This is a genomic window from Meiothermus sp. CFH 77666, assembly GCF_017497985.1.
Lineage (GTDB): Bacteria > Deinococcota > Deinococci > Deinococcales > Thermaceae > Meiothermus.
This window is the reverse complement of record NZ_JAGDFV010000002.1, coordinates 61884-75409: the sequence shown is the minus strand read 5'-3', so window position 1 is coordinate 75409 and position 13526 is coordinate 61884. Positions and strand designations below refer to the sequence as shown.

Annotated in this window: 13 protein-coding genes; 6 read left to right on the top strand and 7 right to left on the bottom strand. The window is 63.1% G+C overall.

Features of this window, described 5'->3' with window-relative positions; translation table 11 throughout:
- The first annotated feature begins 285 nt into the window (after window positions 1-285).
- The 5 genes from J3L12_RS01890 (at window position 286) to J3L12_RS01870 (ending at window position 7965) form a co-directional block, all read left to right on the top strand.
- The gene (locus J3L12_RS01890) at window positions 286-1749 is read left to right on the top strand and encodes a lyase family protein (RefSeq protein WP_208013350.1); all 1464 of its coding nucleotides are present in this window, start codon (window positions 286-288) and stop codon (window positions 1747-1749) included.
- 442 nt (window positions 1750-2191) lie between these two features.
- Window positions 2192-3592 carry a VWA domain-containing protein gene (locus tag J3L12_RS16875; RefSeq protein WP_208013349.1) on the top strand — a complete coding sequence of 467 codons (1401 nt, stop codon included), beginning with the start codon at window positions 2192-2194 and terminating at the stop codon, window positions 3590-3592.
- A gap of 154 nt (window positions 3593-3746) precedes the next feature.
- Window positions 3747-5615 (top strand): protein kinase, encoded by a 1869-nt coding sequence (locus tag J3L12_RS01880; RefSeq protein WP_208013424.1) that lies wholly within the window; start codon window positions 3747-3749, stop codon window positions 5613-5615.
- On the top strand, window positions 5612-6184 hold the full coding sequence (locus J3L12_RS01875; RefSeq protein WP_208013348.1) for an FHA domain-containing protein: 573 nt from the start codon (window positions 5612-5614) through the stop codon (window positions 6182-6184). The genes J3L12_RS01880 and J3L12_RS01875 overlap by 4 nt, the downstream gene beginning before the upstream one ends.
- Window positions 6185-6186: 2 nt before the next feature.
- Entirely contained in the window at window positions 6187-7965 is a 1779-nt protein-coding gene (locus J3L12_RS01870) for a protein phosphatase 2C domain-containing protein (protein WP_208013347.1), read from the top strand.
- Window positions 7966-8176: 211 nt separating this feature from the next.
- Here J3L12_RS01870 and J3L12_RS01865 read toward each other — a convergent pair whose 3' ends face one another.
- The 4 genes from J3L12_RS01865 to J3L12_RS01850 all read right to left on the bottom strand — a co-directional run bounded on the left by J3L12_RS01865 (window position 8177) and on the right by J3L12_RS01850 (window position 10636).
- Window positions 8177-8584, bottom strand: coding sequence for a CHRD domain-containing protein (locus J3L12_RS01865; RefSeq protein WP_347708816.1), 408 nt, complete (start codon window positions 8582-8584; stop codon window positions 8177-8179).
- A 162-nt stretch (window positions 8585-8746) separates the two neighbouring features.
- A complete protein-coding gene (locus tag J3L12_RS01860) occupies window positions 8747-9379 on the bottom strand; it encodes a ferritin-like domain-containing protein (protein WP_208013345.1) in 633 nt (210 codons plus the stop codon).
- 89 nt (window positions 9380-9468) lie between these two features.
- Complete coding sequence (locus J3L12_RS01855; protein ID WP_208013344.1) at window positions 9469-10089, bottom strand: anti-sigma factor; 621 nt, start codon at window positions 10087-10089, stop codon at window positions 9469-9471.
- Complete coding sequence (locus J3L12_RS01850) at window positions 10079-10636, bottom strand: sigma-70 family RNA polymerase sigma factor (RefSeq protein ID WP_208013423.1); 558 nt, start codon at window positions 10634-10636, stop codon at window positions 10079-10081. The genes J3L12_RS01855 and J3L12_RS01850 overlap by 11 nt, the downstream gene beginning before the upstream one ends.
- 271 nt (window positions 10637-10907) lie before the next feature.
- Here J3L12_RS01850 and J3L12_RS01845 point away from each other — a divergent pair, with 271 nt between their 5' ends.
- Complete coding sequence (locus tag J3L12_RS01845) at window positions 10908-11048, top strand: hypothetical protein (protein WP_208013343.1); 141 nt, start codon at window positions 10908-10910, stop codon at window positions 11046-11048.
- A 191-nt stretch (window positions 11049-11239) separates the two neighbouring features.
- Here the strand turns inward: J3L12_RS01845 and cax are convergent, their stop codons facing one another.
- The 3 genes from cax to J3L12_RS01830 all read right to left on the bottom strand — a co-directional run bounded on the left by cax (window position 11240) and on the right by J3L12_RS01830 (window position 13295).
- Entirely contained in the window at window positions 11240-12307 is a 1068-nt protein-coding gene (cax, locus tag J3L12_RS01840) for a calcium/proton exchanger (RefSeq protein ID WP_208013342.1), read from the bottom strand.
- A 117-nt stretch (window positions 12308-12424) separates the two neighbouring features.
- Entirely contained in the window at window positions 12425-12835 is a 411-nt protein-coding gene (locus tag J3L12_RS01835) for a GNAT family acetyltransferase (RefSeq protein ID WP_208013341.1), read from the bottom strand.
- 58 nt (window positions 12836-12893) lie between these two features.
- Entirely contained in the window at window positions 12894-13295 is a 402-nt protein-coding gene (locus J3L12_RS01830; RefSeq protein WP_208013340.1) for a hypothetical protein, read from the bottom strand.
- Window positions 13296-13526: the final 231 nt, after the last annotated feature.

Below are 13526 nucleotides of genomic sequence, written 5' to 3'. Positions count from 1 at the left end.
ATACTGCTACCGAGGTGTCGCCACCTTCTCCCGCAAGGGGAGAAGGAAAGGGGTTCTGGTGGATTGGGTATGACATCGGTTCAGGAAATGCCCCTGACTCAAACCAGGCTTGCATCAGGGCAGTGTAGAGCGCTCTTCGTATAATTTGAGCCATCCAACATCAAGAAAGCTTTGTCCTGGACAAAACAGTAGCCGCCCGGATGGGCGGCTACGTCTGTAAAGAGCGCGATATGCTGATGGTGGAAGGGCATTGCACCGCATTGCATGCCCTTTTGAGGAGGTCAGGTGCGCTGGCACAATCTATACCGTCGCTGGGTGTTGCAAAGGCACTTCCGCTTCGCCAAGGAGCATCTGGGCGATTATTTTTACGATGCCCTTACGGCGTATGCGCTGGGCCTGAGCAAGCTCAACGTTCCCGAGGCCAAAGAAGCCGCCTGGGCCTTGAGTGAGCTACGCAAAGACCCCATTCCAGGCTTTAGCGGGCAGCTCGAGGATATTTTTTTCACCATAGACTTTCATCTGCGTGAGCGCTACGGTCACGAGATTGCAGGAGCCTTGCGGCGCGGCCTCTCCCGCAACGACCTCGACCTCACGGTGTTTCGGGCCTACGCCTGTGAACGGCTGCTGCGGGTGCTGACGGCGCTGTCCGACCTGCGGCGGGAGTTGCTGGGTTTGGGCCAGACCCATCGGCAAACCCTCCTGACCGCCTACACCCACCACCGCCCCGCCCAGCCCACCACCCTGGGGCACTACCTGACGGGCGTGGAAAATCTGCTCTCGCGCGACTACCAGCGCCTGCGCTCTGCCTTCCATACCACCGACAAGTGCCCGCTGGGTGCTTCAACCCTGGCGGGCAGCCCCTATCCGGTAGACCGCAAGGCCCTGGCCCAGTGGCTGGGCTTTGGGGGCACCCTCGAGCACACCTACGATGCCATTGCGGCGGGCGACTGGGCGCTGGAAATTGCCTTTGCCCTGGCCGGGATGGGCACCAGCCTCTCCCGCCTGGTGGCCGACCTTTTGTTCTGGGCCGAGCAAGGAGGCTTTCAGGTAGCCGAAAAAATCAGCCAGGGGTCTTCGATCATGCCGCAGAAGGTGAACCCGGTGGTGCTCGAGCATGTGCGGGGCTTCCTGGCCGAGCTGATGGGCGGCCCCACCACCCTGGGCCACCTCAACTACAGCACCCCCTTCGGCGACGTGAACGACCACGGGCCAGGGGTACTCGAGCCCCTCTACAGCCTGTTTTATGCCGCCGAGGGGGCCGTGGCGCTCCTGCGGGTGGCCTTGCAAGAAAGCCGCTTTGTGCCGGAGGTGCTGGCCCAGGGCCTGCGCGACCGCAGCGTGCTGGCCTCCGAGCTGGTGGATGTGCTGGTTTCGGGGCACCACCTCTCGCTGGCCGAGGCCTACCCCAGAGTACAGGGCATGCTGCGCGAGCTGAGCAGCAAGGGTCGTACGGTGGCCGAGCTGGGCCTGGACGACCTGCAAAGCCACCTGGGCTTTGGCGACCCGGAGTTGCTGAAAGCCCTCGAGCCCGAGCGCTTTATTGCCCGTCGGCGGGTGCTGGGCGGGGCTGCCCCGGAGGCCCAGGCGATTTACCTGGACTACGCCCTGAACCGGCTGAAGCTCGAGCGCTTGGAGCTCAAGGAGCTCAAAAGTCGCCGTCGCAAGGCCCTGCGAACCCTGGCCCAGGAGCCCCTCAGCCTGCTGGGCGAACCCTCCCGAAGCGGCCAGACCCTGAAGGCTGCCCCGTAGTTCAGCCCGGCAAACCGGTGGATGCACGGTAACGGGTCGTACCAAAGACAAATAACCAAACTTTCAGCAACGCATAAGGTGGGGGTGGGCAGTGGGGGGTAGGGGGTAGGTTACCAACACCTACCCTCTACTCTCAACCTAAAATTGTGCAAAGTGTTCAAACGAAGATGGTATCACGGGTCAGAGGCTGGTGGATAGCACCTCTTCAAACCGCGCCAGGAGAACAGAAGTGGCCAAGGATCACCTGAAAGATGCGTTTACCCGAGCAGCAATCGTTCGCGGCTCAGGTGACAAAAGACAGCCGTGGCACTCAATCACTTAAGCTACAATCATTGTTGAATGCGCTCGAATTGGAGATCGTCCTGGACATCCGCCCCCGGTAAAACACACCTCGTCCGGTTGGGCCTGCCAACCCAACTGCGTACCCGTGCATAGGAGATGTATGCTCGAGACCCGTCTGCAACCCCACCGCGAATACCTGCTGGCCAACATGCCCGGCCAGAAGATGTTTTTGGCCCTCAAGGTGCGCCCCGAGGCCCAGGCTGCAGGGGCCCGGCCCCAACTGGCCATTGCCTTTGTGGTGGACACCTCCGGCTCGATGCGCGAGGTGGTGACCGAACCCAAAGAGCGCACCGGACAGAGCGTTCGGGTGGATGGCAAGTCGTATGAGGTGGTGCGCGGCGCCAAGAGCAAGATGGACCTGGTGGTGGAAGCGCTGCAAAACCTGCTGAATAGCCGCCAACTCCAGCCTACCGACCGTCTGGCGCTCATCAAGTTCGATGACCACGCCGGGGTGGTGCAGCCCTTTACCGATGCCGCCCACAAGGCCCGCTTGATCGCAGCCGTGGAGCAACTGCCCCAGTTCTCCGGCGGAACCCACATGGGTGCGGGGATGCTGGAAGGCATGAAGCAACTGCAAAAGGAGTCGGGCAGCCGCCGCATGATTCTGCTGACCGACGGGCAGGCTTTCGATGAGCCACTCGTTGAGCAAGCCGCCCAAGAGTTGGCCGAGGCCCACATCCCCGTAACTGCCATTGGCGTGGGCGACGACTGGAACGACGACCTGCTCACGGCCATCACCGACCGCACCCAGGGTAAGCCCTTCCACATTGTGCCCGATACCCAGAACCCGCTGCCCCCAAGCCTCAAGGCCACCGAGCTGCCCAGGGCTATTCTGGGCGAGCTGGAAAACGCCGCCAACGAGGTCATCACCAATATTGGCCTCGCGGTCAGAACCGTGAAGGACGTGACCCTGGATCGGGTCACGCGGGTCTACCCCACCCAGGCCGAGGTAGACCTGAAGGCCAGCCCCTACCCCCTGGGCAACGCGGCCAAGGGCGACTGGACGGTGTTTATCCTCGAGTTCACCCTGCCGGCCCGCCCGGCTTCGCGCATCCGCCTGGCCCAGATGGGCCTGACCTACGAGGTGCCCGGCCAGGGCTACCGGGGCGAGGTGCCCCCCATGGACGTGGTGGTGGAGTTCACCACCGACGAAACCCTGGCCGCCCGCATCGACCCCGAGGTGATGCAGTGGGTGCAGCAGCGCAACATTGAGCAGCTCATCAAGCAGGCCACGGTGGAGGCCCGCACCGACCCCAGCAAGGCCGCCAAAACGCTGGAACTAGCCCGCAACATGACCGTCAAGCTGGGCAACACCGCCATGACCCGCGCCCTCGATCAGGCTGTGGGTGAGCTCAAGAGCAGCAAGACCATCAGCATCGGCACCGCCAAGACCATCAAGATTGGGGCCAAGACCCAGGTACTCAAACAAGGGCCTGAGGCCGCGCCGGGCGGGGGCGACCTGCCCTCCGACGAAGAAATTCGCAAGATGACCGGCGCTTGATGGGGCCAGGGCGTGGGTATCCCCCCAAACAGGTGCACCGCACCGCAGTTTCGCGGGATTCTGGGGGCCAGTAAAAAGCTATACTCGAGCAGGTGTAGCCCAGATGTTTTGCGTCCTGTTCATATCGCATAACCCCTGTACTCTCGCGTAGCGTATGGAACGCTGCCCCTACTGTGCTTCTCCTATTCCACCGGGTGCAACCACCTGCCCGGCCTGCGGCATGGGCATCGATGTACACGCCAGCCACCACCTGCCGGTAGGCACCCGGCTCAAAGGCGGGCGCTACACCCTGGGCAAGGTGCTGGGGCAAGGCGGGTTTGGGATTACCTACCTGGGAGCCGATACCCAGGAGAACCGCCCCGTAGCCATCAAGGAACTGTTCCCCGAGGGGTCGTCGCGGCGCGCCAACTCGCGCAATGTGGTGCCGCCCACCAGTCTGCTGGGGGCTGGCTTTGCCGAGACCATGGAGAAGTTCGAAGACGAGGCCCGCGTGATGGCTAAGTTCAATCATCCAGGCATCGTGCGGGTCTTTGATATTTTTGAAGAAAACGGCACCGCCTATCTGGTGATGGAATTTCTGAAAGGCCAGACCCTGGGCAAGCGCATCGAGAAGCAGGGCAAGCTGCCAGCCCGCGAGGTGCAGGATATTGCGCTTAAGCTGCTGGATGCGCTGGAAGTGGTGCACAACGCGGGGATGTTGCACCGCGACATCAAGCCCGACAACGTGTTCTTGCACCAGGATGGCCGGGTGGTGCTGATTGACTTTGGCTCGGCAAGACAGTTTGCCCAGGGCAAAACCCTGCAACACACCCGGCTGGTGACCCCTGGCTACGCGCCTTTGGAGCAGTACGGCACCGCCGGCAAGTTTGGCCCCTACACCGACCTCTATGCCCTGGGCGCTACGCTTTATCACGCGCTGATGGGGGTGGTGCCCCCCGCCGCTACCGACCGGGTGCAGAGCAACCAGCCCCTCCGGCTACCCCCCGAGACCCCCGATGGCCTCGAGCAGGCCGTCAACCGAGCCCTGGAAATCCGGGTGGAGAGGCGCCCCCAGAGCGTGGCCGAGTTCCGGGCCATTTTGCTGGGCCAGCGACAGCCTACGCCCGCCGCCCGAACTGCCCCGGCTCCCGCACCGGCTACCGGCAACCTCTCGATTCGAGTGAGCCCGCCCCAGACTGCCGTGCGGCTGCAAGGCCCCAACAACTTTCAGCAGGTTGTACAGGGTGACACCGACCTGAAAGGGCTGCCGCTGGGCACGTATACCCTTTATGCCGACGCTCGAGGCTTTCAGCCTCAGCAGGTCAAGGTACAGCTCCGAGCTGGGAGCGTCCTCGAGGCCCGTTTCAACCTGGCCCCTGCGCAGCGCCCTACCCCAGCCCCCGTTCCCCAACCCCCTCCCACTCCCAACCCCACACCGCCCCCCCAACCCAATCCCACCCCCAGTCCAGTCCCCGAACCTTCAGCCAGGACACTGCATAACCTCCGGCTCAATCTGCTCACGCTGGTAGCGTTTTTGGCCCTATTTTATCTCTTCTTCGAGGTACGACCCGTCGGTCTGCAAACCCTCTTGCAACCCCTCGACCAGCAACTCGAGCGCGACTTTAACACCTGGGTGCCAAATTTCCCGGGGGTCTTCCCCTGGCTGCGGGCAGGCTTTTACAGCGCGATTGTGCTGGGCGTTTTCTACACCCTGAGCTTTCTGGTGACCCAGGTGGGCTGGCTTCTGCCGCTCCTGGTACTGGGCGGTACGGGCTTGCTCATCTACAACAACCTGATCTCGCCTGAGCAGGGCGCCCTGGCCGCCGCCGTGCTGGGCGCGGTGTATCTGGGGGTGCTGCTCCTGGAACGCCAGAGCATCCCCCTGGCGGTGGTGCTGGGCCTGGCGGCAGCGTTTCGCTGGGCCGACGCCGCCAAGGGCGAACTCCTGGAACCCGGTGGCCTGGCGGTCGCGGTGCTGATTCTATGTTTTGGTGGTATCGTTCGCTTGACCCGCGAACGGCGCAGAGAGGAGCGTAATCCATGATTGTGTGTAAGGTATGCGGAACCGAGAATCCCGATGGCACCCAGTATTGCGAAAGCTGCGGGGTCGAGCTCACCCCGGAAGCAGCGCCGGCACCGATCCCCGAACCGGTGATCACCGAGACCCCGCCCCCTGCACCCGAGGCAGCCCCCGCCAATCCGGCCTCGGGGCATGAGGCCGCCCTGCCGGCCGCACCCGAACCCTCTCCGCCCCCCCCTCCAGCGCCGGTCTTCCGTCCGGCCAAACTGGTCTTCAAGCGCTTTGGCGCCCTCACCAGTGAAACCATCCCCCTGCAGGGCCCGCGCCTGGTGGTGGGGCGATTTGATGCCTCTACCGGCCCGGTGGAGATTGACCTGACCGGGGTGCCGGGGGCCGAGAACATCTCGCGCCGCCATGCCGAGCTTTACTTCGAGGGGGTCTGGAAAGTGCGCGACCTGGGCTCGACCAACGGGGTCTTCATCAAGCGGGCCGGGGAAGAAGCTTACTCCCCCCGCCTGGTGGAGCCCGCCGAACTCAAGGACGGCGATGAGATTGCGTTTGGCAATGTAATTGTGGTCTTTCAGGAGGGCTAGCCATGCCGGACGAACGCTCCGAGTTGGAGCAGGCCACTCCGGCTTACGACACGGAGGACATCCAGGAAGTCGCTCAGGCTGAGGCTGAGGGCATGGGATCACTCTCGAACCAGCCTCCCCCTGCGTCAGAGGCGCCGCTGGATGCGCTGGATTTGCGGGAAATTGCCGAGGCCGAAGCCGAGGGTATGACCCACGCCGATATGGGCCTGCCCCCCGAGGAAGAGCTGGCAGACCCCGCTAAAGAAGCCCCTCCTCCTCTGCGCGAGGAAGGTCACCTCGAGGAAACCGTACTACCCTCCACCGTGAAAAACCACGAGCTACAGCCCGGCTCCCACACCTGGGGCCCCTTGACCTTTCAGGTGGAAGGCCCCTACCTGGGTAGCTGGATGAGGGCAACCCAGGGAGCCCAAAGGCTGCTGGTAGGGCCCAAACAAGATGGCCGCCTGCTGGCCGGGCTGGAAACCCACCGCCTGCTGCCCCGGCTGGTCTATGCGGGCCCCGAAGGCATGGCGGTCGAGGCGGTAGAGGGCGAGCCGGTAGGCCGCAAGCTCTCGCTGCCGGCGGCCCTGGGAGTGGTACAGCCTCTGGCCCAGCTGGTGTACTTCCTCGAGCTCAAGGGCCTGGCGCTTGTAGACCTCGAGCCCCAAGCACTCTACCAGACCAATCAGGGGCTGAGGCTGGCCCTGCCGCCCCGGCTGGCCCCCATAGGCGAGACCGCGCACAAAGTCTGGCGGCAGGGCTACACCCCCCCCGAGGTCCTGGCCGAAGCCACCGTGAGCAGCAAGACCGGGGTGTACCTGCTGGGGGCCTTGTTGTTTGAGCTGCTCACCGGCACCGCGCTGCTGGTGGAAGGGCCCAGCGAGCTGCTGCTCTCGAGCATCCCGCTGCCGGGCGTACCCCAGGCGCTGGCCCAGATGCTGGCCACCCCAGCAGAGCGGGCCAACCCCAAGCAGGCCCTGGCCCTGCTCAAGAAGCTTTCGCGCCCGAGCGAGGTGGAGGTAGTGCTGGAGTTTGGCGAGGCCACCAGCGTGGGCCTCAACCCCAGCCGCCACTACAACCAGGATGCCTACTCCTACCGCCTCGAGCGCGTCCAGTCAGAGTTTGGTCGCACCCTCTTGCTCCGGGCCTGCGTCTCGGACGGCATGGGCGGCATGGCCGCTGGTGAGCGGGCCAGCCAGGCCGCCGTCGAGACCTTCATTGCAGGCAACCTGCCCCACCCCCTCGACGACCCCCAGGCCCAGTCCGACTGGGGGGTGCGGCTGGTCTGGGCCGCCAATCAGGCCGTGCTCGAGGCCCTCGCGGGCCTGGACGGGGGCTGCACCCTGAGCGGGGTGATTCTGTGGGGGGCTCGCTACACCGTGGCCCACGTGGGCGATACCCGTATTTACCTCTGGCGTTCGGGGCAGCTCCAGCAGCTCACCCGCGACCACTCGCTGGTCGCAGCCCTGGTGGCCAGCCAGATGATTACCCGCGAGGAGGCCATGCACCACCCCGACCGCAACCAGGTCTTGCGTTCGCTAGGCAACCTGCGCCAGCCTCAGGAAGGCTACGTGGAGACCCTGGAAGCCACCACCGGCCAGGTTTCCGGCACCCTGGAGCCGGGCGAGGCGCTGGTGCTGCTCTCCGATGGGGTCTGGGGCGAGGTCACCGAAGGCCAGATGGCCCAGATTTTGAGCCAGGCCGGTAGCTCCCAGGCCGCCGCCGAAGCCCTGGTGCAGCAGGCGCTTACCGCAGGCGCTCCCGACAATGCCGCTGTGCTCATTATTCGGCGCAGGGCATAAAGCGCTCTTTACAAATATCGAGCCATCCGGGACTAAAAATCCTTTGCCCTGGACAGAACACTCGTTTTCGCGGGCGACCACGTCTGTGAAGAGCGCTTAATACCCCAGTCCTCAAACCGGGGATACATGGACTCTCCCACGTACCCTGTAGGGGCACATAGCATGGAGAGCAGCGAATGTGTGGTAAGCCCTCGCACTGGAAGTCCGTAGATTAAACCATGATCAGAATCTGCCCGCGAAGTTCACCAGCCCTAAAGGCCGCGGTGTGGATGTCGAAGTATAGCTCGCCCCGGTAAAGCCGGTTCAGGTCGTCCAGACTCAGCTCGAGCCGATCCGAAAAGGTGCCACTCTTGCCATCGGGGGCGCTTGTAACCTTGAGCGCCTGCAAAAGCGGGCCATTCTGCCCCCGGGCCCCCCGGTGGATATGCACTGCGCTGGTGAGGCGGGCGTTCAGGGCTGGGTCGTCCACAGGATCGCGGGCATAGTCACGGAAAGGCCCGCTCAAGTTAGCCACTGCTCCCTGGACAGTAAGGGTGAAGCCGGAAAGCTCGAGGCGCACCACCGCCAGAGCGGCTGTGTTGACCGGATTCGGTACCACTTCAACTCCGCTCAATACCACCGCTCGCGTGAAACCAAGGCTCTGTGCACGCACCGGGCTCAACCCAAGCGTCAGCGCGCTCGCACCCATCCCACTAAGAAACACTCGCCGCTTCATGACTCAAACCCCCTTTTTCAGCGTATTGATGGGCCCCACAGCGGGTGGGGCCCAGGTCTATGGATTTTATCGACGGACAAAGCCCTGCACGGCCTGGCTGGCTTGCTGAGGGGTGATGGCAACGGCAAAAGCCCGGCCTACCGGGGTTTGGGGGCCTTCTACCTTACCCCCCAGACTCAGCACCGCATCGCGCAAAACCGCCAGGTGGGCCTCCTCGTTCATGGCAATACTGGCCGCCGCAGAGAGCACCGCCTTGTTCTGGATGAGGGGGATAGCTCCCAGGTAGGCCCCGGTGAAGGCGGTCTCGAGGGCCACCAGCGTCTCCAGCACCTTTACCCGGTTGGCCGTGTTGAATTGCAGGTCGCCGTAGGTGAACTGGGGGCGGGCCACCGGCATTGCCGCAAAGGGCCCGCGGATGGTGTCGGTCAGGGCCTTAACGTGGGCCTCCTCGTGCTTGAGGGCCTCAGCCAGGTAGTCCCTGATCTCGCCGGGGAAGCTCACCGTAAGGGCACGGGTGTAGGCATCAGTGGCCAGATACTCGGCGGTGAGAGCCAGGTTGAGTACATCCAGGTCGCTCACCCCCTGCGACTGGGCCAACACCCGCCCCACCAAGCTGTGGGCGACCGCCGCCGAGAGGCCGGTAGCCGTCAAGACCTTCACAAACTGCCTGCGGGCCAGATTTTGGGGTTGCGTTTCCATATTTGCACCTCCAACCCGCTGTTCGCAGGAGGAGGGCTGTTTGGATTTCCCCCCGGCTACAGCCCTTTCTTTGGCGCGATCTTACAGTCTCAGGGTTGTGGTAGGCCCAGCAGGGTTGTGGGCCTTTGGCTCCCGCCAGGCGGCTCGAGGGAAACCGCCACCGCCCGGGCTCCGGCAGGCAGGCGCAGGCTCTTGAGGGGCGTGCGGAATGTGGGCAGGGGCACTGGACTGCCCTGGGCCAGGCCCCAGGCCTGGAAAACCTGGCCCCGTGGCGGCCAGCGGTCGAGGAGCACCAGGGCCGTCTTGTCGGCCCTCAAAATGGCCCGCCCTACCACCTGGCCCTGAGGGCTGGCCAGGGTGAGCACCTGGGTAACCGGATCACGCAGGGCCAGCAGCCAGCCCAGCCCCCACCAACCTCCATACCCCAGTACCAGCACCAGCAGCACTGCAGCGGCGCGAGACAGCCAGATCGCCCATGGAAGGCGTCTTGGGAAGTGCAGCTGGGCCATCACCCTCTCTTCCAAACCGGGGGGAACCGGCGCCTGCGGGCTTAGCTGGGCCAGGTCGGCCGCGGTCTCCTGTAGGGCCCGGGCCTCGGGCCAAAGCTCGGGGTAGCGCTTTAGGGCCTCCTCGAGGCGCACCCGCTCCTCCGCCGTCAGCCCTCCCAGAGCGTAAAGCGGTAGAAGCTCCCGCACCTCCTCAAGCTTCATGGAGTTCCTCCTTCAAACGAGTCAGGGCCCGCCGGGCCCGGGTCTTTAGGGTACCCAGGGGAATGCCCAGCCGCTCGGCGGCCTCCTGGTGGGCATAGCCCTGGTAAAAAATCACCTCGATGACCGCCCGTTCCTCATCACTCAGACAACCTAAGGCCTTCTGCAGCCGGATGCGATTGAGACGACCCTCCTCGTCCAGACCCAGCCCAGGCAGGTCGAAGGCTTCTTCCGCCGCCTCCTCCTGAGGCTCAAGCGGCTTGGGTCGGGCTTCCAGGCGGCGAATTTGATCCACCGTGGTGTGGTGGGCCACGGCCAGCAGCCAGGCCCTTGCCGAGGCCCGACGAGGGTCAAACTCCCGGGCGTTTTTCCAAATTTTGCTAAAGGCCTCCTGCACCACGTCCTCCTGGGTGGCCGCATCGAGCCCCATGCGCCGTGCGAGGCCCAAAAAAGCCCCGGCATAGCGGCGAAAAAGCTGTTGCAAGGCTGTCTCGTCACCCCGAACTACCAGGGCCAAGAGCACCTCGTCGGAGAAGGCCTCGAGGCTCATGCTCAGCCATGTTAACATACGGCGCCTTAGACCTCTTTGGTTTGCCGAGTACAATCAAGGCCGCTCCCATGAAAGCCCCGTTGTTGAACCAGGCTGGCCACCTCAAATTCATTTCGGCCTACAAACTCACCTCTCGCTCCGGCCATCCCGCCTCTTCCCCGAAGCTCCTCGCTGGGCAGGGGCAGGATGAATATCAGGGAGATCAGTACAAAGAGGGCAGCGTACATGAATATCTCCTTTTCCGCCCGGGTAAGCTATTGTTGAGGGCCTCGTGAAGTTTGTTTTTGGTCTCCTCGAGCCTGGCCACTACCTGTTTGGGCACCCCCTGCAAGGCCTGTTGTTCGACCACAGCCAGGTTTTCACGGTTGGCCTGCAAGGCCTTCTCCAGTGCAGCGGCCTGGGCTTTTTGTAATTCAGACAAAGACCTGTGGCACCCGCCCCACCAAAGCGGGGCGGGAAGCATTGCGCACGCCTGCTGATACGGAGACGCTTTCTTCGCCGCGAAGCGGGGTGTCAAGGTTCGGGGCCTTCGGGGACGGATACGGCAAGGGCCGTTCCTTGAGAACCGAGAAGCCTCGGACTGAAGTCCGAGGAGTTGTCGCTTTACCTGGGCGTGAAGAAGAAAGCAAAGCCCAGGAGCGCATAAACCCCCAGCAGCAGCACCCCTTCCAACCAGTTGCTCTGGCCATCCCGCACCACTGCGTTGGTGGCCAGAATCGAGGCCGCCAGGGCGGCGAGCTCCAGGGGGTTCTGGAACACCAAATCCATCGGGCGGCCCGCAAAATAGCCCACAATCACCAGAATGGGTGCTACCAGCAGGGCAATCTGCAGGGAAGAACCCACCGCAATCTGCACCGCCAGATCCATCTTGTTTTTCACGGCAAATACCACTGCCGCAAAATGCTCGGCTGCGTTGCCCACCAGCGGAATCAGGATGATGCCCACAAAAAACTCCGAAAGGCCCAGCACCTTGGTGGCCTCTTCCAGGCTGCCCACCAGAAACTCGGCCATCACCGCCACCCCCACCGTGGCAGCGGCCAGCACACCCACCGCCACCGGAAGGCTCCAGGTCGCCTCGTGGTGCTCCTGGTCGGAGATACCGGAGATCAGGTCTTTGTGAGTACGCAAGGAAAAATAGATGTTGGACAGATAAATCAAAATCAGCACTCCCGCTGTGGCCAGGCTGAACATCTGGTCGGGCAGGGCCGGGTTTTCCACCTTGAAAAAGTTGCGCTCAGCAATGTCGAAGAAGGCCGGCAGCATGAAGGCAATCAGGGTTAGGGTCAGGAGCGAAGTCATCAGGCCCGCAGCCTGAGCATTGAATTTCTGGGTGCTATGGCGCAAACCGCCCAGGAAGATCGAGAGCCCCAGCACCAGCAGCAGGTTGGACAGGATGGAGCCGGTGATGCTGGCCTTCACCACTTCAATCTTTCCGGCGAGCAGGGCCACCAGCGCGATGATCAGCTCGGCAGCGTTGCCAAAGGTGGCATTGAGCAGGCCCCCTACGGTGCTACCGGCCCTCGCGGCCAACTCCTCGGTAGCCCGGCCCATGAGGCCCGCCAGCGGCAGCAGGGCCAGTGCGGATATCAGAAAAATCCATACGTCTGGCGCGTGAAGCACTTCCAGTACCACAGCCAGGGGCACAAAGGCCAGCAGAATATAGTTCCACATGCCTCTAATCTTACGCCTTATCGCAGCTCTGGTTTTTTGCTGCTGAGATTGGCGGTAAATACGCGTTTAGTACGATTTTTACACCTGAAGATCGCTGCGTTCTTCTCGAGAACCGCTCTAACCCAGCCACTTCTCCATGAAAATCAGGTCGTCGCGGCGGTAGCCCAGGCGCTCGAAGAAGTCTTGGGCTTCGGCATACGAGGGCTCAACCAGCAGGTTCAGCTTCTGGCAACCCTTGGCACGCAGACGGGACTCGAGCTCCTCCAGCAGCCGCTTACCCCAGCCCTGCCCCTGCCCAAAGGGGTGTACCGCCATGTGGTAAAGCCAGCCCCGCCGTCCATCGTAGCCCGCCAGCAGGGCCCCCAGAATCTGCCCGTCTTCCTCCACCACCAGAAACAGGTCGGGGTCGCGCTCGAGCTTCTTTTGCAAACCCTCGAAGCTATCCGAGGGGTTGAGCTCCAGGCCAGCATCCTGCCAGAGGGCCAGCACGCTGGCGTAGTCTGCCATTCGGAACTCGCGGATGGGCATGATGCTACTAGCCTAGCGCAAAAGGCTGTCGCAGCAAAAGGGCTTTTCGCGCTTCTCGCTATTTCTGGGGAAATAGCGCCTCGGATAGCCGGGCCATCTCCGCAAGCTCCGGGTGTTCGGTCGCCTTGACCCAGAGGGCAGCGCGTAAGCTCTGGCCCTTGGTTTCAGCCTCGAGGGCCCGTTCGCTCCATTGTTGTCGCTGCTGCTCGGCCTGGCCAGCCCGCCACTCCGCGCTCTCGGCCCGCTGACGGTTGACCTCCCGCCCAAAAAAATACCCCGCCGCCGCAAAGGCAATGGCCTCCACTCCCGCAAAGAGGTAGAGGGCGCGGTTCCAGGTGGTCTCGCTCGAGGTCAGCAGGCTAAACATGTAAACCACCAGAACCGCAAACCCCATCAGCACCGCCACCCCTATCCAGATGGTCGCCCGATCCCTGCCATTGGTCGGTTTGTCTCCTGTCATAAACCCTCCCGTTTGTTGCAAAAATCACCGCGCAAGAGCGGTTTCAGTAAATAACCTGGGGGTGAGGCAGTCGGTAACATCATCGGGGAAGCGGTTTGCCATCCTCTATATCGAATTAAACCGCAAACCGCCATAACTGGCTGCCATGCGGTGAAAGCAGGAACGATGCTTCAGGGGTATCGCGCCAAGCGCCACGCACGCTGGCCTGAAGTTCGCATATCGACAATCAAA